Source organism: Chitinivibrionales bacterium (assembly GCA_035516255.1).
Classification (GTDB): Bacteria; Fibrobacterota; Chitinivibrionia; order Chitinivibrionales; family FEN-1185; genus FEN-1185.
Map to the genome: position 1 here is coordinate 61676 of DATJAL010000051.1, position 24761 is coordinate 86436.

30 protein-coding genes are annotated in these 24761 nt (G+C 56.7%); 10 read left to right on the forward strand and 20 right to left on the reverse strand.

Annotation, left to right across the window (positions count from 1 at the left end; all coding sequences use genetic code 11):
- Positions 1–124: 124 nt before the first annotated feature.
- Positions 125–313, reverse strand: a complete 189-nt coding sequence (locus VLX68_14880) for a hypothetical protein (GenBank protein HUI93528.1) — start codon at positions 311–313, stop codon at positions 125–127.
- Positions 314–422: 109 nt separating this feature from the next.
- The gene (locus tag VLX68_14885) at positions 423–914 is read right to left on the reverse strand and encodes a VTT domain-containing protein (protein HUI93529.1); all 492 of its coding nucleotides are present in this window, start codon (positions 912–914) and stop codon (positions 423–425) included.
- Between the two features lie 680 nt (positions 915–1594).
- On the opposite strand from VLX68_14885, the gene VLX68_14890 reads away from it, so the two are divergent.
- Together VLX68_14890 and VLX68_14895 are read left to right on the forward strand one after the other, a co-directional pair.
- Positions 1595–1972 carry a TonB family protein gene (locus VLX68_14890; GenBank protein ID HUI93530.1) on the forward strand — a complete coding sequence of 126 codons (378 nt, stop codon included), beginning with the start codon at positions 1595–1597 and terminating at the stop codon, positions 1970–1972.
- Positions 1973–1998: 26 nt separating this feature from the next.
- The gene (locus VLX68_14895; protein HUI93531.1) at positions 1999–3231 is read left to right on the forward strand and encodes a hypothetical protein; all 1233 of its coding nucleotides are present in this window, start codon (positions 1999–2001) and stop codon (positions 3229–3231) included.
- 162 nt (positions 3232–3393) lie between these two features.
- Here VLX68_14895 and VLX68_14900 read toward each other — a convergent pair whose 3' ends face one another.
- The 3 genes from VLX68_14900 to VLX68_14910 form a co-directional block, all read right to left on the reverse strand.
- Positions 3394–3978, reverse strand: a complete 585-nt coding sequence (locus VLX68_14900; protein HUI93532.1) for an OmpA family protein — start codon at positions 3976–3978, stop codon at positions 3394–3396.
- 251 nt (positions 3979–4229) lie between these two features.
- Positions 4230–4739 carry a hypothetical protein gene (locus VLX68_14905; GenBank protein HUI93533.1) on the reverse strand — a complete coding sequence of 170 codons (510 nt, stop codon included), beginning with the start codon at positions 4737–4739 and terminating at the stop codon, positions 4230–4232.
- A gap of 22 nt (positions 4740–4761) precedes the next feature.
- Positions 4762–6276, reverse strand: coding sequence for a BON domain-containing protein (locus VLX68_14910; GenBank protein HUI93534.1), 1515 nt, complete (start codon positions 6274–6276; stop codon positions 4762–4764).
- 126 nt (positions 6277–6402) lie between these two features.
- Here VLX68_14910 and VLX68_14915 point away from each other — a divergent pair, with 126 nt between their 5' ends.
- On the forward strand, positions 6403–6648 hold the full coding sequence (locus tag VLX68_14915) for a hypothetical protein (protein ID HUI93535.1): 246 nt from the start codon (positions 6403–6405) through the stop codon (positions 6646–6648).
- A 10-nt stretch (positions 6649–6658) separates the two neighbouring features.
- Here VLX68_14915 and VLX68_14920 read toward each other — a convergent pair whose 3' ends face one another.
- Positions 6659–8197 (reverse strand): hypothetical protein, encoded by a 1539-nt coding sequence (locus tag VLX68_14920; protein ID HUI93536.1) that lies wholly within the window; start codon positions 8195–8197, stop codon positions 6659–6661.
- A 203-nt stretch (positions 8198–8400) separates the two neighbouring features.
- On the opposite strand from VLX68_14920, the gene VLX68_14925 reads away from it, so the two are divergent.
- Positions 8401–9243 carry a sulfite exporter TauE/SafE family protein gene (locus tag VLX68_14925; protein HUI93537.1) on the forward strand — a complete coding sequence of 281 codons (843 nt, stop codon included), beginning with the start codon at positions 8401–8403 and terminating at the stop codon, positions 9241–9243.
- Entirely contained in the window at positions 9243–9626 is a 384-nt protein-coding gene (locus tag VLX68_14930) for a DUF1634 domain-containing protein (GenBank protein HUI93538.1), read from the forward strand. Before VLX68_14925 ends, VLX68_14930 begins: the two co-directional genes overlap by 1 nt.
- Before the next feature lie 16 nt (positions 9627–9642).
- Here the strand turns inward: VLX68_14930 and VLX68_14935 are convergent, their stop codons facing one another.
- The 5 genes from VLX68_14935 to VLX68_14955 all read right to left on the reverse strand — a co-directional run bounded on the left by VLX68_14935 (position 9643) and on the right by VLX68_14955 (position 13533).
- A complete protein-coding gene (locus tag VLX68_14935) occupies positions 9643–10845 on the reverse strand; it encodes a tetratricopeptide repeat protein (GenBank protein HUI93539.1) in 1203 nt (400 codons plus the stop codon).
- Between the two features lie 43 nt (positions 10846–10888).
- Positions 10889–11683: a dienelactone hydrolase family protein gene (locus VLX68_14940; protein ID HUI93540.1), complete on the reverse strand. Its 795-nt coding sequence runs from the start codon at positions 11681–11683 to the stop codon at positions 10889–10891.
- A gap of 27 nt (positions 11684–11710) precedes the next feature.
- Entirely contained in the window at positions 11711–12226 is a 516-nt protein-coding gene (locus VLX68_14945) for a hypothetical protein (GenBank protein ID HUI93541.1), read from the reverse strand.
- 218 nt (positions 12227–12444) lie between these two features.
- Positions 12445–12903, reverse strand: coding sequence for a Rieske 2Fe-2S domain-containing protein (locus VLX68_14950; protein ID HUI93542.1), 459 nt, complete (start codon positions 12901–12903; stop codon positions 12445–12447).
- A 189-nt stretch (positions 12904–13092) separates the two neighbouring features.
- On the reverse strand, positions 13093–13533 hold the full coding sequence (locus tag VLX68_14955; GenBank protein HUI93543.1) for an Hsp20/alpha crystallin family protein: 441 nt from the start codon (positions 13531–13533) through the stop codon (positions 13093–13095).
- A gap of 220 nt (positions 13534–13753) precedes the next feature.
- Between VLX68_14955 and VLX68_14960 the strand changes: the two genes are divergently transcribed.
- Positions 13754–14227 (forward strand): hypothetical protein, encoded by a 474-nt coding sequence (locus tag VLX68_14960; protein ID HUI93544.1) that lies wholly within the window; start codon positions 13754–13756, stop codon positions 14225–14227.
- A gap of 109 nt (positions 14228–14336) precedes the next feature.
- Here the strand turns inward: VLX68_14960 and VLX68_14965 are convergent, their stop codons facing one another.
- From VLX68_14965 to VLX68_14990, 6 genes are all read right to left on the reverse strand, one after another.
- On the reverse strand, positions 14337–15788 hold the full coding sequence (locus tag VLX68_14965) for a BON domain-containing protein (GenBank protein ID HUI93545.1): 1452 nt from the start codon (positions 15786–15788) through the stop codon (positions 14337–14339).
- A gap of 45 nt (positions 15789–15833) precedes the next feature.
- On the reverse strand, positions 15834–16262 hold the full coding sequence (locus VLX68_14970; GenBank protein ID HUI93546.1) for an SRPBCC family protein: 429 nt from the start codon (positions 16260–16262) through the stop codon (positions 15834–15836).
- A gap of 10 nt (positions 16263–16272) precedes the next feature.
- A complete protein-coding gene (locus VLX68_14975; protein HUI93547.1) occupies positions 16273–16677 on the reverse strand; it encodes a DUF1761 domain-containing protein in 405 nt (134 codons plus the stop codon).
- Between the two features lie 35 nt (positions 16678–16712).
- Positions 16713–17126, reverse strand: a complete 414-nt coding sequence (locus VLX68_14980) for a YciI family protein (GenBank protein ID HUI93548.1) — start codon at positions 17124–17126, stop codon at positions 16713–16715.
- A gap of 266 nt (positions 17127–17392) precedes the next feature.
- Complete coding sequence (locus VLX68_14985) at positions 17393–17638, reverse strand: GlsB/YeaQ/YmgE family stress response membrane protein (GenBank protein ID HUI93549.1); 246 nt, start codon at positions 17636–17638, stop codon at positions 17393–17395.
- Between the two features lie 160 nt (positions 17639–17798).
- The gene (locus VLX68_14990; GenBank protein ID HUI93550.1) at positions 17799–18353 is read right to left on the reverse strand and encodes a YdeI/OmpD-associated family protein; all 555 of its coding nucleotides are present in this window, start codon (positions 18351–18353) and stop codon (positions 17799–17801) included.
- 279 nt (positions 18354–18632) lie between these two features.
- Between VLX68_14990 and VLX68_14995 the strand changes: the two genes are divergently transcribed.
- The 3 genes from VLX68_14995 (at position 18633) to VLX68_15005 (ending at position 21216) form a co-directional block, all read left to right on the forward strand.
- Positions 18633–19247: a hypothetical protein gene (locus VLX68_14995; GenBank protein HUI93551.1), complete on the forward strand. Its 615-nt coding sequence runs from the start codon at positions 18633–18635 to the stop codon at positions 19245–19247.
- Between the two features lie 95 nt (positions 19248–19342).
- Positions 19343–20539 carry a hypothetical protein gene (locus VLX68_15000; protein ID HUI93552.1) on the forward strand — a complete coding sequence of 399 codons (1197 nt, stop codon included), beginning with the start codon at positions 19343–19345 and terminating at the stop codon, positions 20537–20539.
- 20 nt (positions 20540–20559) lie between these two features.
- On the forward strand, positions 20560–21216 hold the full coding sequence (locus VLX68_15005) for a Slp family lipoprotein (GenBank protein ID HUI93553.1): 657 nt from the start codon (positions 20560–20562) through the stop codon (positions 21214–21216).
- 13 nt (positions 21217–21229) lie between these two features.
- Here the strand turns inward: VLX68_15005 and ftsH are convergent, their stop codons facing one another.
- From ftsH to VLX68_15020, 3 genes are all read right to left on the reverse strand, one after another.
- The gene (ftsH, locus tag VLX68_15010) at positions 21230–23209 is read right to left on the reverse strand and encodes an ATP-dependent zinc metalloprotease FtsH (GenBank protein HUI93554.1); all 1980 of its coding nucleotides are present in this window, start codon (positions 23207–23209) and stop codon (positions 21230–21232) included.
- Between the two features lie 20 nt (positions 23210–23229).
- Positions 23230–23862: a site-2 protease family protein gene (locus VLX68_15015; protein ID HUI93555.1), complete on the reverse strand. Its 633-nt coding sequence runs from the start codon at positions 23860–23862 to the stop codon at positions 23230–23232.
- A 108-nt stretch (positions 23863–23970) separates the two neighbouring features.
- Positions 23971–24174 (reverse strand): hypothetical protein, encoded by a 204-nt coding sequence (locus VLX68_15020; protein HUI93556.1) that lies wholly within the window; start codon positions 24172–24174, stop codon positions 23971–23973.
- Between VLX68_15020 and VLX68_15025 the strand changes: the two genes are divergently transcribed.
- Entirely contained in the window at positions 24173–24730 is a 558-nt protein-coding gene (locus VLX68_15025) for a tail fiber protein (protein HUI93557.1), read from the forward strand. The two genes, VLX68_15020 and VLX68_15025, sit on opposite strands and share 2 nt — an antisense overlap.
- The last annotated feature ends 31 nt before the right edge of the window (positions 24731–24761 follow it).

A 24761-nucleotide genomic window follows, 5' to 3' on the forward strand; every position in this document is an offset into this window, starting at 1 on the left:
CGCAGAACTCCTTGTCCGATTATGAGCGGACTTATTTGCCGATGATGATTCTTATTTGCAAGAATGGATTTTCAAAAATAGGAATGCCGGTCCGTGACGCGCAAAGCACGCCGTTCGGCGCTATTCATGCCTGAGCGCCGCCGGTGCGGCTGAACCCCGCTTTCACCACGTCGGTGTTGTGCTTGAGCGCCGCATCGATGCACTGCTTCAGCGTCAGCACGGTGTCCGGTGAAAAAGGGTGGTCCTGGCGCGCCACGTCAATTTCCAGTACCCAACAAAGCACTGCGCCGGCAAAACAACATTTGAACAACATGGCCGATGCTCCTGCGATCAAGGGCAGGATCAAGGTGAAATAACAATTCTGTTTTTGCAAAATTCATGCCGCGCCGCGAGTTTTCATGCGGCCATATCGTCGCATGATGTCACCATGCAAGGCAGACGAGCATCGCCGCAAGCCCAAGCGAAAGCAGGAAAGCGAAGAGAATATGGCCCGAGAGCAGGCTCGAACCGATGCCGTGTGCGATGAGAACGTACATCGCGGTGCCGGGAAGCATGCAAAGCCATGTCCAGAACGAATATGACCAAAATGGAATTCTGCTCAGGCCGAACGTGTAATTTAATACCACGTGAGGGAAGAAGGGCATGAGTCTTGACAATATGAGAACTGTGGTCTCATGCCTTCTTATATATGAATTGTACCGCTCGTATTTTGCGTTGCCATGCAGCCAATTCTCCACACGTTTGGAAGCGAACCTTCGGGCGATCCAAAAGGCGCACGCCGCCGCGGCAAGGCCGCCGACGCTTGAAGCGGCTATTGCGGCAGCTGGGGGAAAAAGAAATCCTGCGATAAGGGTCATCCCCGTTCCCGGGACCATCGCAAGAGACGTCACGGCGTACAAAACGATAAAGAGCATATAACTAATTTTCCCTTCCTCAAGGACGAAATTCCTGAGAACCAAGAGCCAGCCGGAAAGGCCCATCGTTTCAGAGAAAAGGACGGCCACGGCTAAAAAGATCAGAAACAATTGCCACCGGAATCGTCTGTCACCCGAGCCCGATGCTCTATTTCCCGTCATGTGGCCTCCGCAAAGGAATTACCCCGTGGAACAGCCCGAGGAACTTGACATAAGGTTGTGACAACGGCAAAATTCATGCCGTTGAACTCCGCCTGAAATTATAAGCCCGTTGCGGCTTTAGGGTAAATTCTTAATTCTGATTCCGTATTTGCGAATTTCCCCAATCAGCCTTGACGGCTTGGCCGACCATGGCACTTTGATTGCTGTTATCGAACGAGCATTCTTGCGGTTGAAGGGGTAGTATCATGGTCCCCTCGTTCGCCGCGGGAAAAAAAAGGCGACGGCGGGACGGGACCGTTTGTGGCCTTTTCAATTGTATTTCACGCGGCGGTGTTGATTATTGTTCCTATTTTGTTAAGGCCGTTATTTCCGGAGAGTGCCCTTCACTTGCCGCCGACCTTTGAGCTTGTTTCGGCGAAAACCGTTGCGGACGCGGAGCGCCGCATGGCGCAGCAGGCCGAGTAATAGAAAAAACGTCCGGAAAAAGCCATGAACCCGTTCCCCAGAAGTCAAGCAGGATGGGGGCGGCGCAGGCGAAAACAGACAAGGAGAAATCGGATGAAGAACTTTCGGAATTATTATCATCGCTTAAGCCGCATCCGGTTTCCGAAATATCGGCGGGCCGGAATTTCAAATATAACTGGTACATTCAGCATATCGTCTCCAAGGTGGAGGAGCATTGGAGGCCGCCGTACGACCTCACCGGCCACGAGGTCTCGGTCGTCGTCACCTTCACCATATCCGGGGACGGCCGGATTTCGCCGGCGGCCATCACCACTTCGTCTGGCATTCCATTGCTTGACAATTTGGCAATGGCCGCCATTGCATCGGCTGCGCCCTTTGGGCAACTACCGCTGGGCTTTTCCGGCAACAGACTTGACATTCGGTATACCTAGCATTACTTGAGCCCGCGGGGACAACCATGAAAAGAATAATGGCCGCCGCGGCGTGGTGCGGATTGGCGGGAAGCTGCTTTGCAACCGAGATCACTCTCGAATCATATGCGAAAAACGCGGATAGCATCGCCATTGGCGTGGTTGAATTCCAACCGGCATCTGCCGCGACACTGAGGAAAAACGAACCATGGAAGGTGCTTGCCGCCGATCTGCGCTTCTCCGGCCGCTTCGTTGTCACCGAGACGGTTAGGCCAGACTCCGCGCTCTTTGCGAAAAACGGCGTTGTGCTCTATGTCAACGGCGACTATGCGGTGAAGGGAAACGGCGTGCGCCTGCATTTCTTTTTACAGGCACCGGGACAAGTCCTGCTCAACCGCACTTTTGACGGGGACACAAGCGGTTTGCGGCAGATGACGCATTGCTATGGTGACGAGATGGTGCGGCGGTTGTTCGGCGACAGCGGATTCTTCCAAAGCAAAATGCTTTGCGTGAAGAACAAAGGCCGCGCCAAAAACCTCATGATCATGGATTACGACGGCTTCAACAGAAGGCACCTCACCTCATGCAACTGCCTCAACATCCTGCCCTCATTCGCCGATTCGGCGACGTATGTGTGGACGTCATACAGCCGCGGCCAGGCCGCGATTTTCATCGGTTCGCTTGCCACGGGAATGCAGCACCCCTTCTTGCCGAGCCGCTACATGGAGACGACGGCGGCCGTCTCCGCCGTCACAGGCGTTATGGCATTTGCGTGGGCCAAAGACGGCTGCATGGACATTTACACCTGCAACAGGGACGGCTCCGACATGAAAAAGATCATCGGCAGCGGCTCGGTCGATATCGCGCCGAGCTGGTCGCCGAGCGGCGGCCAGTTCGTCTTCACCTCCAACCGCCAGGGCAGCCCTGCCCTATACGTTGCCGACGCAGACGGCGCCGATACACACCGTCTCACCTTCGAAGGGCCGTATCAGGACGAGGCCGCTTGGTCGCCCCGCGGTGATAAGATTGCCTACACGTCATTGACAAAAGGTGAATTTCAAATCTGGGTCATCCAGCCCGACGGTTCAAATCCGGTCCAATTAACCTCTTCCCCGGGCTCGAAGGAAAACCCCACATGGTCGCCCGACGCCTCGCACATCGCCTTTTCGTGGAAGACCGGGGGCAAGACAGACATCTTCATCACGCGCAATGACGGATCGCACCTGAGCAGGATCACGAACTTCGGCAAGGCCATCATGCCTTCATGGGCTCGGCCATAGGCAAAAAAAAACACCCCGGAGACACAGAGAATTCAGACACGTTCACGTTGGAAACTTAAAGTTGAAAGCGCTAGGTTACCTTCAACTTTCCCCCTTTAGCCTCCAACGCCATGCCATTTTTCTCCGTGCCCCCGAGGCGATCCTTGTCTTGACTGCTTTGCCTTACCGCTCGCTCAATGGCGGCTGCAGGCCCTGCAACACCGTGAACTCGTCGCGCCTGTTTTTCGCATGGCATGATTCGTCGGTGCACCCCGTCACCGCGAGGCGGTCTTTTCCGTATGAAACCACCTCGATGCGGCCTGCAGACACACCTAGATTCACGAGAAAGTCCTTTGCGGCCTGCGCGCGGCGCTGGCCCAGGCCGAGATTATAATCCTCAGACCCGCGCTCGTCGCAGTTTCCCGCGCTCAGGATCCGCATTGCCGGATGATCCGTCATGAATTTGGCGATGATGGTCAGCCTGCTCTCGCCGTCGGACTTGATCACCGACTTGTCAAAGTCGAAGTAGATGTCCTGCAGTGCCTCTTTGGCCTGTTTCTGGAGCTCTCCGGCAAGCGCCGCTTCCTTGAACATCGTGGAGTCCACCGGTGCGGGCGCAACCGGCGCCTCCGGCGCGGGCTTGGGTGCCTCGACCACGGGTGGCGATGCCTGTTGAACCTTTGTCACCTTTTTCTGACACCCGCCCGTTCCCACTGCAATCAATAAGCATGCGAATAATGGCAGCAGTGCAAGTCTCTTCAGTCTCATACACCCTCCTTGTTGATTTTAAAAATCGCTCGCGAAATCGTTTTTCCGTCGGATACAACCCGCCGCAACCGTTTCGTGAACATTGCTCGTCTTTTACGATTGCAAAACAAAGGCCAAGAATTCTTTCCGTCCATTGATGGGTTTGGAGACTTTCATTTTCAAGCTTAATTTTCAATTTTGGGAATTGCCATGAGAAGCCGGGGAGGCGGAGATGTTCATGCATTTGTCAAATTACTCAGTCCACAGCTTCGTCATGGGGAAAATCGTGCCGAATCGTGGACGCCGGCGTCCTGGGCTCGTGCACTGTCCGTACGTACCGATTTCGCATTCCGGGGAACAGTAATGGTATCGTGAATGTGCTCGTACGCGCCGATCATGGCGCCTTTGGCAAGCGGCCTTTTTTCCGAGAATGCAAAATATCCTGAGATGACGGCCACGGATAAAAACAATACAGACATCCAGAACATGGTGTTCGTTCGCATGGAATTTTCATTTGCACGGTTGGGTGCACGGCCGGTAAGCGTCGCCCCAAGAACCAGCGCCATGAAAAGTCCGGCCATGACCGGCGCAAACCAGTTGATTCCGTGGACGGCCCCATACAGGGGAGTTACCCATTTTTCGGCCGCCCACGCGATCAGAAAAATTTCAAGGAATGCAGCGACCATGGCCGGCCAGCCTCGCACCCCTCCGGCACCGGCAATGAATATCCCGGTGAAAAGCAACCCTATGAAGAGTGCGGTAAGCATGTCCCATAGAACCATAGCGGGGCCTTCATGAAATGGTTTAATGATTATACCGTAAAACGAGCCAGGGATCGACAAGCCTTGGTTCGCTCAGCACATCGGGTGGAGCCGCCGCGAATTTTTCCCATTGGTAATTTGCCCCCTTGACGGTGATGCGGTTGTCAACTTTCCGGACACCGACGGTGAGGGAAGCGACGCGCGCCGCTTCTCCGTATTGCGCCCACGTATCCACTCGCCCAGAAATGATCGCGGCGCCGTTGTTCACGACAACCGTAATTCTTCCCGCAACCGGCGCCGTTTCGCCGTTTCCCGCGAGCCGCTCCTTTACATGCGCCGCGAGCGACTGATCGGAATAGATTGGTTCCGTGCCAGTCACGGCAATGGTGTTGACCACGTTCTGGACGCCGAGCACGCCGGCGGCGTCCAGATATGCCTGTGATTTTTCAAATGGTGTTTTTACGGAGCCGCGGATCGTTATCGTCCCGCCGTTTACTTCGGCGGTGATGTCGTCGCCGGTCAAGGCGTAATCGGAATGGATTGAAAAAAGGGCGTCTTCCAGAAGATCAAGGTCATTGCGCCATACGCCGTTTACCGTGATGCGGTTGGTGACCCAGGCAACTCCCACTACTTCCATTGCATCTTGCCGCGCAAGTATCGCTTGCCGCAGCGAGGGGAGCGTGCCTTGAAGCGTGACATGCCCGCCCTCTGCCTTGACCCGCACTTCCCAGGGCTCGCTGATGCGCAGATCGGCTTCAAGCTCATTATTGACAGATGCGGCAAGAGAGGAATCCGACGGCGTGGGCGCGCCGGTGCGCGTGCCGCTGATCTCCCACCAGGCAATCTTCAAATCGTTCACGACATTCGAGACGTTCGGCACTTCATAGGCGTCGTCGGTGGCACGGTTCCGCTCGTAGGCGTTGCCGACCGTTCCAGTGAACAGCACCGAGCCGCGGTCGACCGTCACCGTCACCGGGAGGCCGGCGAGGTAGACGTCGCGGTCCAGTTTGGCGCGAATGTCCTCACGGATTTCCTTGTCCGGCCTTTGCTTTTTATAAACGACCATGATGTCATTGTCGATGCCCGACACGCCGGTCGCCTCGCCGGCCAAAAGAGAGGCTTCCTCTTTTTCGGAATACGAGGCGACGGTTCCCGAAAGAACAACGACGCCGCTTTCGACCGAGGCCCCGATCTGCTCGGCCGAAAGGAGCGAGCTCGCAATGAACCTGCGCCGGATGGCCTGCCGGATGTCAATGTCGGATCGCGGCGGCGGCTTGACAATAAGCCTATTGACCACGCCCGTTACTCCGGCGATCTTTGTCGCCTCGCGTTCGGCATATTGCTTCTGCACGAGGTTCCGCACGGTCCCCGTAAGGGTGACGATCCCCTCCGACGTAGTCACCGAAATGCCGGAAGAGGAGACGCGCGGATCGTCCCACAGCACGCTGTTGACCCAATATGTAATGGACTCGTCCGACGGCTTTGGGGCCGCGAAAAGGGTTGGGACCAGCATCAACAGGAGCACGAGGTTCATGTGCAGACGCCGCGGTGATTTCATGTTGCCATTCCTTTCATCATGAGTTCATCCCTTTTGGTGTCGCAAATTCCATGCCCTCGGATAGGAACAGCGGAAGGTAGGCCATCTCACGGCGTTTTTTTGGCACATCAATTGCCGCGGCAGAATATGGCAAGGAGACGAGATGACGGCCAAAGTATTGCTCCTTTTCTCGGCGGCGCTTGTCTTATCATGCGGGGAGGTGAGGACGTTGCTGCCGTTCGCAGCAATTACAGCGTGGCCCAAACGGTTGCAAGGGTCGATTCGCGGTTGCCCGATTGGCACAACGGCGTCGACTGCTCCGCAGCGATAGAAAAAATCCGCAAGAGCGTCAGGGAAATCGCGGAGGATGCCGCAGGAGCGCCGCGTCGTTAAGCGGCCGCTTTTAGTCCCGTGGGCGCAGAAACGAGGCCACGTCGGAAAAAAGCTTTGCCAGAGAAGGCGGGTTGGTGTAAATCTGGTGCCCGGCGGGATAGCAATGCACGGCGATACGCTTGACAATTGCGCTATCGGAGCCGAGATGCTCGAAGGCATAGCGCTGCGAGAGATACGGCGTGGCAAGATCGAAATATCCCATTGCCGCCAGCACCCGGAGCCGGGGATTGATGCTCATGGCGCCGCGCAGCGACGGCGTCTCGTCGGCGTAGCCCTGCGCGCGGCGGGCCGACCATTGCCACGAACCGTTCGCCGATTCCGACAAATACACATAGTCAAGCGGCGTCGCGTACGACAGCTCGCGCCGCAGGTAATCGTTGACAAGCGCGGTGAGCGGTCCGGCCACCACGAACATCGCGGGGTCGTCAAAATCGTCGGGCCCGCGAAGGCAGGCGACCCTGCCGTCGAGTATCCCGGTTCTGCGGCCGAGGAACGAAAGCACCTCGCGGGAAAACCCGAAGGGATCGATGCGAAGGTCGTGCGCGGCGAGGTACTGCCGCGAAAGGCCGCAGAACGCGGCAAGGGAATCGGCGATCCGCTCTCGCCCGGGCGGCGCGAGCGCCGATCCTTTCGACAGGCCGAGCAGGTATTCTCCCATGGCCCACCGCTCCGCGGAATGCAGCACGGTGTCAAGCGGGACGTTTTGTTTTGGGCCCAGCCGCCGGTGGTACCACGACGTCGCGGTGTAGGAAGGGACGGCAAGCGCGGCGGCAAGGTCGTTGCCCGGGTCGAACGCGATGAGCTGGAAATTGAGCGCCGACGATATGAAAATGATCCCTTCCACGACCGCGCCGAGCTTCTCCTGCAGCACGGAGGCGAGGCCCGCCGCCCGCAGGGTGCCGTAGCTTTCTCCGGCAAGATACAGGGGGGATGTCCATCGGCCGTAGCGCGACAGAAAGGCCTGAATGAATTGCGACATGATCTTAATGTCCGCGTCAACCGAAAAAAAACGGCCCGGGTCAACGCCCTGCGCCGCCCGGCTGAAACCGGTGCCTATGGGGTCCACGAATACTAGATCGCTGTAAGGAAGCCACGTATACTGATTGTCAACAAGGGTGTCGGCCCCGGGAAGGCCGGTCCCGTTTTCGCCGAGCAGGGCCCGGCGCGGCCCTGCCGCGGCGATATGGAGCCACATCGATGAGGCGCCGGGGCCGCCGTTAAACGCAAATGTCAAGGGAGTGCGCCGGGGATCGCGCGGCGGCTGCAGGGCGTAATAGGTGAAAAAGAGGTGAGCGACAACCGAGTCGTTCACATCCCGGACCGCAAGACGGCCCGCGGCCGCGGCGTAGTGAATGGCTTTGCCCTGGACCATGATGGCATGCTGGGTAGTGAAAACCGAATCGGCGGCCGGCCCACGGCCGGAGGACGGGGCACTCATCGTTGAATCGGATGGGTGAATAAACCTTGGATTTTTGTTTGCTGCTAAAGTCGGCGACGCTATGACGGCCGCCACCAAGACTGCCGGGACGAGCACGTGAGGATTGTTCATGCGGAAAATTCCCCCGAAAAGGATTGACAGAGCGGCAAGTCAATGATGTATACTGGATTGATTCGGCAATATGCGTGCCATGGGCCGGCACGAAAGAGCGGGAGAAGAATTATTGCCAATTATGCGTATTTTTTACAATGTTGTTCGCGGAATTGAGAACGCCGGTTGATTTCCAGCCGTTTTCTCGTTATTGAAAAAGGAGAATGACCATCGAACTCGCGGGATTTTTGGCAATCATCGCGATTGTCTCGAGCGGCGCCGGTCTCTTGGGATCCCTTACCGGTCTGGGCGGGGGAATCATCATAATTCCGTTTCTTACGCTTGCGCTCGGGATCGACATCAGATACGCGATCGGCGCCTCCCTTGTGTCGGTCATTGCAACGTCGTCGGGCGCGGCCGCCGCCTATGTGCGGGAGGGCTTTACCAATATCCGCGTTGCCATGTTCCTGGAGATCGCCACCGTGAGCGGCGCCTTGAGCGGGACAGCGGCCGCCGCTTTGCTCCCGCCAGCGGCAATCGCGGTCCTGTTCGGGGCCGTGCTTCTTTATTCTTCCTACGCGACCGTCACGGGGAAAAAGGAAGAGGGCGCGGCCGCGGGCCCCGACCGGCTCGCCTCCCTGCTCGGCATGGATGGGAGCTATCCTCTTGACGGAAGCGAACAATCGTATCATGTGCGGGCGGTGCCGGCCGGCATGGGCCTGATGGCGCTTGCGGGAATTCTGTCGGCCCTGCTCGGCATCGGGTCGGGCGCGCTCAAGGTGATCGCCATGGACCGTTTCATGAAAATGCCCTACAAGGCGTCGGCGGCCACGAGCAATTTCATGATCGGCGTCACCGCCGCCGCAAGCGCCGGCGTCTACCTGCACCGGGGATACATAGACCCCGTGCTTTCCCTGCCCGTGATGCTCGGCGTGCTGGCGGGATCCTTCGCGGGCAGCCGGATCTTGACAAGGGCGAGAACACGAGTGTTGCGCGCGGTGTTCGCGGCGGCCATCGCGCTGGCAGGCCTGGAAATGATCTGCAAGGGAATTGCCGGGAGGTTCTGATGCCTGAAAAAAAGTTTGCGGACGGCAGGCGATTTGAGAAATTTATCGGAACGCTTCTTCGTATCGGAGTGATGCTGTCCGGCGCGGTGGCCGTGCTGGGGGGAGCGGTCCTTTTTCTCGGACACTCAGTTGCGCTTCCGCGTTTAGAACGGTTCGCCGGCGAGCCGCACGGCCTCACGAGCATTCCCGGAATTCTCGGCTCGGCTTTTTCGCTCGACGGCCGCGGCCTTATCCAATTTGGATTGTTGGTGCTGATCGCGGTGCCGCTGTTTAGGGTGGCTTTTTCGGTCGTCGCCTTCACGTTGAGGCGCGACTGGCTCTATTGCGCGGTGACGGCCGCGGTTCTGGCATTGCTTGTGGGCTCTCTGCTGTGGGGAAGATGACGCGGCGGCGCCGCGGTCAATACTCCGGTTTGTACCCTATTTTCTTTATGACCTCCCTGAAATTCTCCGCCTTCCTGTCGTTTTTCCCGTAATATTTCAGGAACATGTTGAGATCGTCCGCCGCCTTCCTGTTTTCCCTTACGTCAACATACGCCAGTCCGCGGTCCAGATAGCATTCGGCATCGGTCGGGGAGAGCTCGATGGCCCTGTTGAAGTCGGTAATGGCCTGCTCCTGCTGGTGCCGCTTTGCATACACTATGCCGCGGTGGAAATAGGCCTTGGCACTATGGCTGTCGAGGGCAATCGCCTTCGTCAGATCGGCCAGGGCCAGGTCGGCTTTTCCCTGTTTATCGTAAAGCAAGCCGCGGTCATAATAGGCGTCGGCATCGGCGGAATCGTAAAAGACCGCGTAGTTGTATTCGGCAAGCGCCTTGTCGTTTTGGCCCAGAAACGCGTAGGCGTTGCCGAGGTTCGCATGCGCCGAGGCGTTGTCCCTCACCAGATGCGCGGCTTTCGCGTATTCCCTGGCCGCATTGCTGTCTTTGTCCATTTTCGTGTACAGCAGGCCGAGCGCCATGTGGACGTCGAAATCGGTGAAACCATTGGTAAGCGCGGCATTGTAGTCTTCGAGCGCCTTGTCGTTCATGTCAAGCCGTTCATACGCCCTGCCGCGGTTGTAGAACGCCTTTGTGTCGCGCGGGTCATTTGCAATGCAAAAGGTAAAATCGTTGATCGCGTTCTGGAACAATCCCAATGCATAACAGGAAAGTCCCCTGTTGAAAAACGCATGAGTGTCATTTGGTTTCAGGCGGGTGGCCGCGCTGAAATCCGCCACGGCCGAGTCGTTTCTTCCCATCCTCATATAAAGAATGCCGCGGCTGAAATAGGGTGCCTCGTCTTTGGGGTTGACCTCGATTTCGGCGGAAAAACTCTTTAAGGCCGCCTTGTCATCGTTCAATTCGTAATAGGCCTGCCCCAGATTGAAATATGCCTGAGAATCCCGCGGGTTCGCGGCGATGACCCTGTTGAAACATTCTATTGACTTTTCATAATCTCCGTGCTTAAAATATCCCAGCCCTTCGGTCCACGCATCGGACAACGCGGACTGAGCGGGAATGATTACCGGTTTTTTTGATGTACCTGATTTTTCACCGGAAGCGAATGAAAGAACGCCCGCAACGGCAATCGCCAGGAAACAGTTCCAGGGTCTTTTTGTCATGAAATTCTCCCTTACTCAAGTACCATAAGGTAAAGGGAAAAATCTACGGACGGTCATGTCTGCCGTTTGCAAACAACTCCTGAAAGAACAATTTCATATACTCCCATGCCCGCGCCGCCGACAGGGGATTGTACGCGGCGCCCTTGCTTTTATCACTGCCCGAGGCGGGATTGGTAAAACCGTGCACCGTGTTCGAAAACATGACCATCTGCCAATCGGCGCCGGCTTTCGACAGCATGTCCTCCATCGTCCGGATGGCGTCCTGCGGGGTGGTCGGGTCCTCGGCTCCGTGGAGAAAAAGGAATTTGGCCTTGATGTTCCCGAGGTCCTCCTGTTTGGGCGGGAACAGGCCGCCGTGGAACGCGACCACACCGTTTACTTTTGCGCCGCTGTAGGCGAGTTCGAGCATCGCGGACCCGCCGAAGCAGTATCCGATGCCGGCCACGCGCGAAGAATCCACCAAGGGCTGGCGCAGCAGCACGGCCAGCCCCTCCCTGATCCTTTGGCGCAAGAGCGGGGTGCCGCGCACCGCCCCCGCCATCTTTGCCGCGGCTTTGGAGTCTGCCGCAACGGCCCCGTTGCCGTACATGTCGACCGCAAAAGCTACGTAGCCCAGCTCGGCAAGCTTTTTCGTCTGCCCCTTGGTAAAATCACCGAGGCCCCACCAGTCGTGGCAGACAAGGATCCCCGGCCGCCGTGTCTCAAGCGCTTTGTCGTACGCCAGAAACCCCTTGCAGGTCAGGGTGTCTACTTTGTAAATAACCTCTTTTGTCACGATTGCGGCCCCCGCATTGTCGAACATCAGAAGCATGGATGCGATGAACATGAACGGTTTCATGGGAACCACCTTCATTCCGCACGCGCATTATTTGGTCTGACCGTGCAGCACGATATCGCCGATGCGGAACAGCGCGTAGAGCGCGGTGGCCGGTATACCCGCAACAAGAAGAATCGGTATCCACAGGCCGTTGAACCTGTTCAGTTTTGCCATGTCAAGCGACACCAGAATGGTCAGGAGAATGTTGATGATCAGCACCACGGCGCAGAAGATAAGGCCCATGACGACGTGCCTGAGGTACATGCCGTGCATCGGGAACCGTGCATGATACATGCCCATGCCCCACGGCCGGCCCTGTTCTTCCATTTCTTCCCTGAAGTTGTGTTCGTATCGCTCTTTGTCAAGGGCATACTTCCCCGCGCGTTCTTCAAGCCCGAGCTGGCGCTCGTGGAGGCTGAGACGCGCCGAGTCCTTGACAAGGCCTTTTTCCTCCATTTGCATGGTGTCATGCATGGCCGTTTTCGGCATGAGGACGGGTTTGGCCTGCGGCAGCGCGAGATTTGCGACCGCGGCGATCATCAGAATGCAAAGAATCCTTTTCATGGAACCTCCTTTAAAAAAGTTTGGAACGTCGTAAAATGTCCGCGAATTTTATGCCATTGGCCCGCATGTCAATGAGTTTTTATATTTTTAATAAAAATTGACGGTGACTGCTTAAGATTGTCAATTTCGAGAGAGCAATTACCGTAATTGCAAAAATGTGGGCACGTGATAAAAAGGGACAAAGGATCTGGTATTCCCTTGTCCCTTCAATAAAACCATCAGGAAGTCATGTCCTTGATGGTGAGGGTGGTGCCGGACAAAACCGCAGAAAATGCCTCTAGGTTTTTTTTGGCGGGGCCGTGAGTGACTTTTCCCGTTGCGTCGAATTTCGAGCCATGGCAGGGGCAGGTAATCACATGGTTTGCCGGAAGCGGGACCTCGCATCCCCAATGGGTGCATTTTGAGGAAAATGCGGCGACGTCGCTTTCCGATATCCGGCTCACGATGATCGGTTTCTTAGCATCATGCGGATTGGGTATCTTCATCGCGCCGCCTGCTTGCGAGAGCGCAGCATATTTTGGATCCGACAGGTCAAGCGTTATGGGCTGCATGGGAAGCGGGGGCTTGCCGCTTGATGCCTCGGATTCGAATCCAACCAGGGGAGCGGCAATTGCCGCGGCCAAGGCCGTTGTTCCCGTTCTGATAAAATCACGGCGCGAAATGTTTGATTTTGACATAAAACCTCCTTTGGAATGAAATAATAATCAACTTTTATGCCACTTCCGCATTTTTAAACCGGAAATCAAATATTTAAGCGCACATTGCGGATGGAGATAAAAAATCAATAAAAAACCGGCTCCACCTTTCCCTTCCGGAGCCGGTCCTCTAACACCACGTTACCCGGAGACTTCACGCTCCGGTTTTAATCAGTCAATTTTGACCTCAATAGCCTTAGAAACCGCCTCCCCGGTTTTTTTAAGGATCAGTTCAAGGACGCCGCTCTTGTAATGCGCTTCCACTTTCTTGTCGTCAACATGCGAGGGGAGCGTAAACGATCTGCAGAAGCTTCCGAAGCTTCTTTCCAGATGATAATACGTCCCTTTCTTGCTTTCGCGTTTCGTTTCCTCTTTCTCGCCGCTGATGGTAAGCGTCCTGTTTTCAACATTTATCGAGATGTCGTCCTTTTCCAGACCAGGCAGGTCCGCCCTAAGAATAAAAGAATCGGGCCGTTCGATGATGTCAACCCTCGGCCACATGCCTCCAGTAAATTCACGGTCCCACCTGCTGAAAAAGCTGTCCGCAAAAAAGTCCTCGAACAATGGCGCCACTGACGTTTCTGGCCATTCATACCTGACAAGTTCTGACATACTAATCACCTCCCCTCGGTCATCTTTCAAATAGTATACGGCGGGAACAGCACCGGTATTTAATAAATTCCGCTTCCATTTTTAGCTGCGCGGATTTTGATAAATGTTTTATTTGATGATAAGATTGGCCCCAAAATTGCATTTTTTTACGTGTAAGAGGAAGGGAAAAAAGTGTGGGCTTTTAAAAACTGCGCTTCGCCATGAGCGAAAGGATGGTTTTATGGAAGATACCATGGTTTTCGAGCCGAAAACCGCTGAACTGAAGACCGAGGATTTTTTCCGCCAGACACTGGTGCTTGAACGAAAACGGACCGAACGGTCGGGAAGGCCGTTCCTGGTGGTGTTGCTTGACGTTGAGCAATTGCTGAAGGACCCGGCCAGGGAGCCGAGAGTCCTCGTGGAGACCTTGACATCGGCGTTGAGCGCTTCCACCCGGGATATCGACGTGAAGGGCTGGTACCGGATCAACGCAATGATCGGCATCATCTGCACCGAAGTGACAAGGTCGATGCAGGACCTGGTTGTCGCAAAAATCAAGAAAAGACTCGTTACCGGCTTTGACCCGCTTGAAGTGGGGAAAATGGGAATGTACCTTATCCATTATCCCGATTTCGAAAACGCGACAGGCCGCACCGGCAAGACGCCCCCGATTCCCGAGTTATGGCCCGAGAGAAAAGGCGTGTTTTTTTCATAGCTGGAATTGCCGCCAGGCAAATGTGTTTACTGGACACGAGCGATTGTCGGGCCGAAGACCGCCAAGAGGTCGCGGGGCATATTTGTTCGCCGGGATGTGTGATTCGTCTTTATTTCATGCCTATTTTATTGTTATTTTCCTGAACCTTTAACCGGTCGTCGACCGACACGACGCCGGTGGTCTGGGAGGCGACCCATCCCGCTTCCTCGCGCTGTACCCGGTTGTCAACCGTGCCCGTCAGGACCGCATTGCCCTCCTTCACATTGATGATGATTTTGTCCAGCAGCAGCCACGTGTCCCAATTCGCGGCGAGACGGTCGAAGATGCGAGCCTTGAGCGTGTCATCTGAAGTCACCGGCACCCATTCCACGATTAAATTGTCTTTGATATCCTTGACTCCGATAATTCCCGCCACATCCTTGTCGACGCACGATTTTTCGTAGTCCGAGTTGACGTTGCCTTTGAGGCTGACGACGCCGTCAAGCACGTAAAAATCCACCTTGTCTCCACCGATCCGGTAGTCGGACGCGAGGGCGTCCCTAATGTCCATGTACAGGCCGGCATCGTCCCGCCAAACCCCTTTGACCACGAGGAGATTATTGACCCATTCCACGCCCGCAATTTGCTCCACGTCCCGCTCGGCGAGTTGTTTCTGGTAGTAGCTGGGGACCGAACCGGTCAGGGTGATCGCCCCGTGCTGGTCCTGGACTTTTATGGCGCCGGGCACGTCGAACCGCGGATCGAGCGACAGTTCTTCCCGTATCATAGCGGACAGCGCCGAATCGGGAATCTCGCGTAAATTGTTTGCGGTCTTTTCCGATTTGGGCCAGGCCACCTTCAGGTCGTTTTTGACATCGGTAACGTTGAAAAGGTTCATCAGGTCATCCTCTGCCCGGTCCTTCTCATATACGTTGTGGGTCTCTCCGTTGAGCGTGGCAACGCCGTTCTTCACGGAAACGGTGATCGGCAGCCCGGTAAGGTAAACGTCGCGGGAGAGTTTCGCCGCCGCATTCTTCCGGATTTCCATGTCGGCGGGTTTGATTTCGTACGCCACCGCGAGATGGTTGTCAACCGACTTCACGCCCCTCACTTCGGCCGCGAGAAGTGATACCTCATTTTTTTCAGCCGCCGAGCCGACCGTCCCTCTGAGAACGACCACGCCGTTCTCAACTGAAACGCCGACGTTCTCGGACTTGATGAATGAGCTGCGGATGATGCGCCGCCGCAGATCCTGGCGGATTTCAGCGTCGAGGCGGTAGGCGGGTTTCACCTCGAGTTTGTCAATGACGGCCTGCACGCCTCTGATCTTCTTTGCCTCTAGGTCGGCGAATTCCTTTTCGGCAAGTGTCGTGACGGTTCCGTCGAGTGTCACAATCCCTTCAATTGATTTGACGGCGATGTCACCGGACTTCACCCTTGGATCGCTCGCGAGCGCCGACCGTACCCAGCCGACGATCGTCTCGTCGGTGGGCCGCCCGGATGCGGGGACGGCCGCCGTCGTGAGGCCCGAAAGGGCAAAAAGAAAAACACATGCCTTGACATAATGTGGATGAGCAACCATACTTTACCTCCCTTATTCGGAATGTGCTGTGAAATGTTCGGCAAATCATTCTTCAACCGTTTTTTTGAGCCCCTCCAGCATCGCTTCCCAGTTTTTTTGGGAATGATCCCGTGCCGCTTCGGTCGGGTTGCCGTCTTGCGTCAATGCAACGCGGGTCAGGTTGTTCTCTTCTGTCAAATCGATGGAGACGGTGTGGTAGTTTTCGGGAACGTCCGGCAGCCCCGAAAGCGGGCTGAAATGGGTGTACCGCAGGGCTTTTCCGGGGGTGATGGCGAGAATTATGCCTTTGTCAATATAGAGCTTTCCCTCCCATACGCCGCGCCAGATGATCGGGCTGCCTTTGCGCCACGCCGACTCGACATTTGTCCCGAACAGGTATCTTCTGATCGCGGCTGGATCGACCAGGGCCTTCCAGACTTTTTTCCTGCCCGCGTTGACGGTAATGGAAGCCTGCGCCACAAACCCTTTGTCCATGTGCACCTTCCTATTTCCACGCCGACAGCAGCGCGCCCATGGCGAGCAGCGAAATGAGCCAATAGGCGCTGTTCAGAAGCCAGAGCGGCCAAGGCCTTTTTTCGTAGATCACCATGCCGAGCTTCACCGGCGCAACAAATCCCAGCCAGTAAAAAAATCCTGCCGCAAGCCCTCCGCCGGCGCCGCCGGCATTACGATACGCATTCCCGAAAATCACCGCGTACGCCAGGACATAGCTCATTAAAAGCGAACCGACGACGCCGAGAACAATGCCGCTCAACGAAATCGTCATTTGCGGAATTCCGGACATCCGCCGCCAGGACTTGCCGAAAATCACGCCGTACCAGAGCATGCCGAGGACGTAATTGACAAACGCAGCAACGAGCACGGCCATATAATTTATGGGGACCCCCATCAACGATCCTTTCTTTTGCGCGCGTTTTGCCGCCGTCATTGCTGCGTGGTCTGCAGCTCACGGAATCCCGCCCCGACCTTTTGCACGTCAGCGGGGAATTCCTCGAACTCCTGCACCCGGCGGATTTCTATGGTAGCATTGTCTTCGGCCGGGCAGCGTGACGCCCAGGAAATCGCCTCCTCGAGCGACGAAACGTTTATCATCCAGTACCCACCGAGCGTTTCCTTTACCTTTGGGAACGGGCCGCGGGCAACCACGGGATTGCCTTTGGAGAAGATGACGCGGGCCCCGGCCGACGGCGGGTGAAGGCCTTCGAGGGAAATCAAGACGCCGGCGTTTTTCAACGACGCATTGTACTTCGACATTGCCGCGACCATTTCGGCATCGGGCATAACTCCCGGCAGCGCCTTCCCGTACCGCTTGGGTATCATCAGCATCATGAAACGCATGGAAGCTCCTTTGCTGAAAATTAAAATGGCATTCTTAAAAACAGACGTAAGCCGGCCGCCGGATATGCAAAGCCCGTTTCCTTTTGTTCCGATTTGATCGGATGGGCCTCCACGCGGGCAGCGCCCCCGAATCAAACTCCGGATTGCGTTTTGCGATTGCGACCGCTTCCCGCAGGCCAACGGCCCCTAAATGGTAATGGCCGACGATTACCTCTCCGGTGTCTATTTTGTCAATTAATGAAATGGCACGCGCCGGCGCGTACTTGCTATGCCCGTTTGAATAATCTGAGCGCAAGAATGAGTACGATGGCCCCGATGGTGGCCACAAGAATGTTTGCGGGAAGACCTTTTGCCGCATGGACGCCGAACACTTTGAAAAGGTATCCGCCGATTAATGCTCCCAGAACCCCTACCACGAGATCGCCGAAAACGCCGTAGCCCCCGCCCTTGACAATTCGCGCCGCCAGCCAGCCCGCCGCCAGCCCCACCAAGAGAAACCAGACGAAATCCATTGATTTTTTCCTTTGGGAAATCATTGTTCCGAAAGATAATGATGGAGCAGCAAAGAAAATGCCACCGGAGTTTTTAACGGCATTCATGCTCAAGAATGAAACTATTCCAGGAAATGAGAGGGGAAGGACTGCAAGTACGGTTAGTTGGATTGGCGTCGGCTCAATAATATTTCTCAATCCCGCCAAACCCGAACGTGCGTTTCTTTTTCGTCATTGCAATAAAATACTTCAGACGTTTTCTGAATTCAGCGGGCCTGTTCCGAGCCCCATCGATGAAGGCGATCCGGATCTTAATATATGACTGCGAAAATTCCTGAAAATTTCTCCACGCGGCTTTGTCAGCCTTTATGCTTTTCATGATGTCCCGCGGAATCTCAAATTTTCCGTTAAAAACATCCTTTGCCGCCGTCAGGACCTCATGCATGACCTTTCCCTTTTTCGCGAGGGCGGCCAGCCTTTCCCGGTTCGATTGTGAATAGGGAGTTTTCGGATTTCTCGGTGTGAACCGCTGGGCGAATCGCCGGTCATCGATTCTTCTGACAATGCTGTCGATCCACCCGAAGCAGAGCGCTTCTTCAACGGCGTCATTGTAGGATATTCTCGGCTTCCCGGTTTCTTTTTTGTAATAGACGAGCCAGACTTCCTTTTCGCTCTTGTAATGTTTCTTGAGCCAGGAGCGCCACTGTTTGCGGTTGGTTACCTGCAACGTTTTCATGGGCGTTATTGATTGTAATCGCGGAGCAGGAGAATGAGGGACCGTCAAATTTAAAAAAACCCTTTCTTGGCACCGGCATTGTCAGAACGGTTTGCACTTTTAAGAAGATACATTTTCATTTCAATCAAACCAGGCGACTAAATGACGTTCCTTGGTGGCACATTTGTTGCCTTATCCTCATAGCCACGCACATCTTAAAAATAAAATAGTGTCCGCGATTAAACCACAGGTTGGGAGTCATGATGGCACCGGAGGGAGCTTCCGGGAAAGGAGCAGCGCATGATGAGAACAGGTGTTTTTGTTATTTTCACGGCGGCGGCGTCCGTTCTGTTGCCCGGTTGTTACACGCAAATCCGCAGTGTCGAACGGCCCGCCGTGGCCGCGCCCGTCCCGGAATATTACCCGCCTCAACCGATGGAGGAATGTTATGAGGTGGAGGACGAGTGGGGCGAACCGGCGCAGCGCTGCTTTGACATATACGACGACGAAGACTGGTACCGTTACCACCATTATCCCGAACGGTACAGTTACTATTATTATCATCGGTACGGCACCTGTCCGCCGTACCTGTTTTTTGACGCGGGCTGCGGTTGCTGCCGGCGGGCCGCTCCCCTCGAGCCGGTCCCGCCCAATTACCGCTACGGGCGTGCGGGCGCGGCACGGCAGCCGGCGCATAACCGTTCGTCAAGAATAAACCGCGTGCCGCCGCCGGGCGCCGCTTCGCCCGCTCCTTCCCAAGGCACGGAGGCAAAAAAGGAAGCCACCCAGCAGCCCCTGCCGCCGGCCGAATCCGAGGATCGCTCGGGCCGTTCCGAAGAAGCGCCGCAAAGCGGCGGAGGGGAAAGCTCCGGATCCTCCGGCGGCGGTGACCACCGTTCAAGAGGTGAACGATAGTTTATAACGCTGCGAGCGCCATCCATTTAAAAAAGGAGAAAACGATGCCTCAATTTCGAATTCAATCTCCATTGACCTGTGTAAAGGTGATTTTCATGACGGCGTGCATCGCCGCAACGGCGCATGCGACCCTCGTGTTCCAGACCGGCGCGGGCGTCAGGTCGTTTGCGCTGGCGAACAATTACACCGCCATGCCGTCCGGCGTGTCGGGACTCTATTTCAATCCGGCGGCGCTCGGTTTCCTTTCGTCAAGCCAGGCCTCGTTTTCGGTCGATTGGATCAACAACCTTGTGAACACCGCGTATTTCGGCACCGCCGACTCGGCCGGACGGCAGAGCGTGCGCATCCTGAACGCGGGCCTGGCGATGAAGGTTCCCACGAGCGTGGGAGGGCTGGGCTTCGGCGCCGCCTACCAGAGCCCGCTTTCGTTCGCGGACCAGCTCACCTATCAAGGACAGTACCTCCAGGGCGGATCACTCGTTCAGGAAAGCAAAGACTATCACGCGGCCGGGTCGCTGGATTTCTGGAGCGTTGGCGGCGGCGTCCAGGTGGCGGAAGGACTGTCGCTGGGCGGGTCGATTTCGCTCGTTACCGGGCGGGAAGACGTCTTGGTGCAGTATTCGCGATTTACAAATGGCATAATCCTGGATTCGGTGAACGACGATTACTCCGCGTCGATCGAAAGGGACTACCTCGGGTTTGATTTCCGGGTCGGCGTCCTGTATGAGCCGACAAAGCTGTTCCGCATCGGCCTGATGATCGCCGTGCCGGCGGTGGAACGCTTCAGCGAGACCGACGACGAATCGTTCCCCCTGCTCGACAGCACCGACTCCTTCACGAGCAACGGCCAGCTCGAATCCTCGTTTTCCGGGGCGCTCGGCGTGGCGGTGCCGCTTCAGTTTCTCACCCTAGCCGTCGACGCGCGTTTCAGGGCGCCCTACAACGGGCAGCCGGACAACAGCGACGCGTCACGCTGGAGGATGGGGGCGGGCCTGGGCGTCGAGGTGCCCATCCGCGTCATCGGCCTGGTTGCAAGGGCCGGCTACAGCTACGACCAGTTCGATCCCTATGAGTTTCTTTTCAAATACGACTACAGCGCGGCCGACGTCGTGCCGTATACTGCGGTGCAGGACCGGCAGCTCATATCGGGCGGGCTTGAATACAGTCCCACACGCAGGGTCTCGTTTGAGGCGGCATACGGCTATTCGTTCTGGAAGCTTTCCACCGATGCCGTGCTTTTGGAGATGCACCATCTTCACCGCGTCGTGGTGGGCATGACGATTCGGTATTAACGTTTGTCAAGGAGGAAATCATGATCAGCGCGGAAAAAATAATCGCGGCGGCGGGACTCGCGGCCGTTGTCTTGTTCGGGTGCACCGAGTATCCCATATCGAAAGCATACGTCAAGCAGGCCGCGCCGGGCGTCACCATACCTATGGTGCAGGGCAAACCGTCGGACTACGAGGGAAAAATCGTGATCTGGGGGGGAAGGATCCTCGAGGTCGTCAACGACTCAGCCGGAAGCAGGATCACGGTCATCGAGACCGCGCTCGACGACGACGGCTACCCGGGGTCGCTTACCACCTCTATGGGAAGATTCATCGCAATGACCCGCGGTTTTCTGGACCCCGCGATCTACAGCAAAGGGCGACTGGTGACGATCGCCGGTGGAATCACCGGCGTCGAGACGCGGGCGCTCGGCAAGGGAACCTACCGCTATCCAGTGCTTGACATTAAAGAGATGCGGTATTGGCAGACACAGCCGTATATCTGGTATCCCTCGTACTACGATTTCGGGTTTTATCCCTGGCACCGCTACGGCTGGTACGCCCGACCGTACGGCTATATGCGGTTCGACGGCCCCTACTACGGAGAAGAATACGAGGAAGCAATTCCTCAAGCGGCTCCGCAAGAGCAAGACACGGTTTTGCGACGCGGCGGAGCCGACACGGCGAAGTTTGAAAAATAGGCGCCGGAAGCGCTCAGGCGCCGGATGACACCGTTGCTTCCAGCATGGTCTTGAATTCGTCGGCGCCGATGCTTTCCTTCTCCAGGAGCCGTGCCGCGATCGTCTTGAGTTTGTCAAGCTGTTTCTCGAGAAGGCCGCTTACCGCCGCATAGCGCTCGCGGATGATGCGGGCGACCTGTTCGTCCACATACTGCTGCGTGGTTTCGGCGTACTCGCGGTTCTGCCCCAGCGCCAGCGCCTCTCCCAAATACCCCGCCCCCCGCTGCGACTGCAGCACCACGTTTTCGAATTTCTCGCTCATGCCGAATTCGGTGATCATGCGGCGCGCGATGTCGGTGGCCTTGACAAGGTCGTTGGCCGCGCCCGTGGAGACCCTGCCGAACACCAGCTGCTCGGCCGCCCTGCCGCCGAGCAGCACGTCTATTTTCGAAATGAGCTCGTCGCGCGTGAGCAGGTAGCGGTCTTCGGTGGGCGTCTGCATGGTGTAGCCGAGCGCCGCCACGCCCCTCGGCACGATGGTGATCTTCTGCACCGGGTCGCTGCCGGGCGTGAGGGCCGCGGTGACGGCGTGTCCCGTCTCGTGATACGCCACGATCTCGCGCTCCTGTTTGTTGACAAGCCGCGATTTCTTCTGCAGGCCAGCCATGCTTTTCTCGATGGCCTCCTCAAAGTCCATCTGGGTCACCGCTGCGCGGCCGTTGCGCACGGCGAACAGCGCCGCCTCGTTCACGATGTTTGCCAGGTCGGCGCCCGAAAGCCCGGCGGTGGCCCGCGCCACCGCGTCGAGGTCGACGGAGGGGCCGAGCGTGACGTCCTTGACATGGAGGAGCAGGATCGCCTTTCTCCCGGAAAGGTCCGGCTTGTCGATCACCACCTGGCGGTCGAACCGGCCCGGCCGCAGCAGCGCCGCGTCGAGCACCTCGGGGCGGTTCGTGGCGGCCAGAATGATCACGCCCACCCGGCCGTCGAAGCCGTCCATCTCCACGAGGAGCTGGTTGAGGGTCTGCTCGCGCTCGTCGTTAGCACCCACCACGCCCGGCAGGCGGGTCTTTCCGATTGCGTCAAGCTCGTCGATGAAGATGATGCAGGGCGCCTTCTCGCGGGCCTGGCGGAACAGGTCGCGCACGCGCGAGGCGCCCACGCCCACGAAGAGCTCCACGAACTCCGCGCCGTTGATCCGGAAGAACGGCACGTGCGCCTCGCCCGCGACCGCCCGGGCCATGAGCGTTTTTCCGGTCCCGGGCGGCCCAACGAGCAGCACCCCCTTGGGGATCTTGCCGCCGATGGCGGTGTATTTTTGCGGCGTTCTCAGAAAGTCGACGAGCTCGGCGAGCTCTTCCTTGGCCTCGTCGGCGCCCGCCACGTCGGCGAAGGTGGTCTTGGTGTCGCCCTCGGCGACCAGTTGCGCCTTGTTCTGTCCGAACGCCATGACCCCGCTGCCCAATTTCCCGACCCTGCTGAACAACACCTGCCACAGGATGATCATGAGGACGAACGGAACGATCCAGGTGAGCACCAGGCTTAAAAGCGAATTTTTTGACTGGGGTTCGGCAAAATACTGGACGTGCAGGGAATCAAGCAGGGGAATGAACGAGGGATCGCCCACGGGCACGGTGCGGAAGACCGTCTCGCTTTCGAGCGATTTTATCTTTTGCGGCGAGGCCTTCTGCGCCGAGTCCAGTTCCTGCCGCGTATAGGGATAGCCGGTGATGTACTTGTCGGTTATCTCGACGCGCTTAATTTTTCCCGTGCGGATGTTCTCCTTGAAAACGCTGAACTCCACGGTCTGCTCCGCGGGTTTAGACACGAGCTGGTTGATCACGATGAGCGCCGCGAGCATGACCAGGAAATACCAGAACGAAAAATTGATTTTTTGCCTGTTGAAGCTGAAGAACGAATGATGTTTGTGCACGCCGGGGTCGGCGCCGTTTCGGTTCTCCTTCTGATCGCGGGCCGCTTCCGCCGGGCCCTCGTCGTCATTCTGTTGTTGCATAGCAACCTCGTGAATGGGTGTTAGCGCGCAGCCCCGAACAGATGCGCTATCATCGAGTAAAGGGTGTTCTGCATGCCCGCAATAACGGGGTTGAGGAGCCCCGTAAGGATGAAAAACGCGAGGATGAAAAACCCGTACGGCTCCAGCTTCGCCAGGCTCTCCTGCATCTCCCGCGGCAACACCGCCATGAGCACTTTTGATCCGTCAAGCGGCGGAATGGGAATGAGGTTGAACGCCCCCAGGATGATGTTGATCCGCGCGACGAACTCAAGCGCGCCGGAAACCCCGGCGCCGCCTTGCGGGCCGAGCAGGGTCTCGATGCCGAGCGCGATAATTGCGATGAGGATGTTGGCGCAGCAGCCTGCAAGCGCCACCGAGACAAGGCCGAACCTGAAATTGCTTAACTTGTAATAATTCACCGGCACCGGTTTTGCCCAACCGAATCCCGCAATAAAAAGCATGAGCGTGCCGATGGGGTCGATGTGGCTTGCCGGGTTCAGCGTGAGTCGCCCCATGACTTTGGCCGTGTCGTCTCCGAACAACAGGGCGACCGCGCCGTGGGCGAGCTCATGGGCGATTATGGAATACAATAATATGCCCGCGACGATGGCAAAGGTGACCGGATCATGGATCAGGAGAGAAAAAAAATTCATGGAAAACCGGTGAGCTCAGGTGATTTGTTTTCAGCGTTTCGAATTCATTCTCAATTTGGGAAAAACCATTCCCACTTTTGCAAAACGTCCGATGGCCTGCCCTGTTTTTTATATCGGCCAGAGGAGGAACATTTTCTGGCGAAGCTTCTCTTTTACCCCATTGATTAAATCCGCCTTACTTGTTAATTGGAATGATACTTGCAATTCTATTGCCAACCGGCAGTTTATTAAACCAAAGGAGGACGAAATGGCAGGCTCTTTTTTACGTTGGAAAACGGAACTTAAATCTGCGTTGATAGTTTCCGGTGTCATGTTTGCCGCCTTTTTCCTGCCGGTAAACGCCCAGAACAATTATCTCGGCGAAATAAAGATGTTTGCCGGCAATTTCGCGCCTGTGGGATGGGCGTTGTGCAACGGACAGCTGCTTCAAATCAGCCAGAACACCGCCCTGTTCTCCCTGCTCGGAACCACCTACGGCGGAGACGGCGTCACAACGTTCGCCCTGCCTGATCTCCAGGGCAGGTTTCCCATGGCCGCGGGAAGCGGCACCGGCCTCACGGTCAGGAATCTTGGCGACAAGGGCGGGCAGGAGACCGTGACCCTCACCGAGGCACAGATGCCCAGCCACACGCATACCGCGTCTGTTTCGGCTGATTCAACGGTGGCGACGTCCGACAGCCCGCAAAAGGCATTGCCGGCCCGCAACGCCTCAGCAACGCCGGCGTACGGAAAGAACGCAAACACCCTCATGGCAAATACCGTGACCGTGGGACTCGCGGGCGGAAACCAGCCGCATCCGAATGTCCCGCCTTACACCTGTGTCAATTTCATCATTGCGCTCCAGGGAATCTTTCCGTCCCGCAATTAGGGCCGGGACAGAATGGAGAAAATAAAGGAGT

Coding starts and splice junctions, on each gene's coding strand:
- VLX68_15005 (HUI93553.1), top strand. CDS start 20,560: ATGATCAGCGCGGAAAAAATAATCGCGGCGGCGGGACTCGCGGCCGTT.
- VLX68_14915 (HUI93535.1), top strand. CDS start 6,403: ATGGCAAGGAGACGAGATGACGGCCAAAGTATTGCTCCTTTTCTCGGC.
- VLX68_15025 (HUI93557.1), top strand. CDS start 24,173: ATGTTTGCCGCCTTTTTCCTGCCGGTAAACGCCCAGAACAATTATCTC.
- VLX68_15020 (HUI93556.1), bottom strand. CDS start 24,174: ATGACACCGGAAACTATCAACGCAGATTTAAGTTCCGTTTTCCAACGT.
- VLX68_14890 (HUI93530.1), top strand. CDS start 1,595: ATGGGGGCGGCGCAGGCGAAAACAGACAAGGAGAAATCGGATGAAGAA.
- VLX68_14955 (HUI93543.1), bottom strand. CDS start 13,533: ATGTCAGAACTTGTCAGGTATGAATGGCCAGAAACGTCAGTGGCGCCA.
- VLX68_14885 (HUI93529.1), bottom strand. CDS start 914: ATGCTCTTTATCGTTTTGTACGCCGTGACGTCTCTTGCGATGGTCCCG.
- VLX68_14945 (HUI93541.1), bottom strand. CDS start 12,226: ATGAAAAGGATTCTTTGCATTCTGATGATCGCCGCGGTCGCAAATCTC.
- VLX68_14930 (HUI93538.1), top strand. CDS start 9,243: ATGCCTGAAAAAAAGTTTGCGGACGGCAGGCGATTTGAGAAATTTATC.
- VLX68_14925 (HUI93537.1), top strand. CDS start 8,401: ATGACCATCGAACTCGCGGGATTTTTGGCAATCATCGCGATTGTCTCG.
- VLX68_14880 (HUI93528.1), bottom strand. CDS start 313: ATGTTGTTCAAATGTTGTTTTGCCGGCGCAGTGCTTTGTTGGGTACTG.
- VLX68_14905 (HUI93533.1), bottom strand. CDS start 4,739: ATGGTTCTATGGGACATGCTTACCGCACTCTTCATAGGGTTGCTTTTC.
- VLX68_14950 (HUI93542.1), bottom strand. CDS start 12,903: ATGTCAAAATCAAACATTTCGCGCCGTGATTTTATCAGAACGGGAACA.
- VLX68_15000 (HUI93552.1), top strand. CDS start 19,343: ATGACGGCGTGCATCGCCGCAACGGCGCATGCGACCCTCGTGTTCCAG.
- VLX68_14935 (HUI93539.1), bottom strand. CDS start 10,845: ATGACAAAAAGACCCTGGAACTGTTTCCTGGCGATTGCCGTTGCGGGC.
- VLX68_14970 (HUI93546.1), bottom strand. CDS start 16,262: ATGGACAAAGGGTTTGTGGCGCAGGCTTCCATTACCGTCAACGCGGGC.
- VLX68_14940 (HUI93540.1), bottom strand. CDS start 11,683: ATGAAACCGTTCATGTTCATCGCATCCATGCTTCTGATGTTCGACAAT.
- VLX68_14995 (HUI93551.1), top strand. CDS start 18,633: ATGATGAGAACAGGTGTTTTTGTTATTTTCACGGCGGCGGCGTCCGTT.
- VLX68_14920 (HUI93536.1), bottom strand. CDS start 8,197: ATGAACAATCCTCACGTGCTCGTCCCGGCAGTCTTGGTGGCGGCCGTC.
- VLX68_14900 (HUI93532.1), bottom strand. CDS start 3,978: ATGAGACTGAAGAGACTTGCACTGCTGCCATTATTCGCATGCTTATTG.
- VLX68_14985 (HUI93549.1), bottom strand. CDS start 17,638: ATGGATTTCGTCTGGTTTCTCTTGGTGGGGCTGGCGGCGGGCTGGCTG.
- VLX68_14980 (HUI93548.1), bottom strand. CDS start 17,126: ATGCGTTTCATGATGCTGATGATACCCAAGCGGTACGGGAAGGCGCTG.
- VLX68_14960 (HUI93544.1), top strand. CDS start 13,754: ATGGAAGATACCATGGTTTTCGAGCCGAAAACCGCTGAACTGAAGACC.
- VLX68_14990 (HUI93550.1), bottom strand. CDS start 18,353: ATGAAAACGTTGCAGGTAACCAACCGCAAACAGTGGCGCTCCTGGCTC.
- VLX68_14965 (HUI93545.1), bottom strand. CDS start 15,788: ATGGTTGCTCATCCACATTATGTCAAGGCATGTGTTTTTCTTTTTGCC.
- VLX68_14975 (HUI93547.1), bottom strand. CDS start 16,677: ATGGGGGTCCCCATAAATTATATGGCCGTGCTCGTTGCTGCGTTTGTC.
- VLX68_14895 (HUI93531.1), top strand. CDS start 1,999: ATGAAAAGAATAATGGCCGCCGCGGCGTGGTGCGGATTGGCGGGAAGC.
- VLX68_14910 (HUI93534.1), bottom strand. CDS start 6,276: ATGAAATCACCGCGGCGTCTGCACATGAACCTCGTGCTCCTGTTGATG.
- ftsH (HUI93554.1), bottom strand. CDS start 23,209: ATGCAACAACAGAATGACGACGAGGGCCCGGCGGAAGCGGCCCGCGAT.
- VLX68_15015 (HUI93555.1), bottom strand. CDS start 23,862: ATGAATTTTTTTTCTCTCCTGATCCATGATCCGGTCACCTTTGCCATC.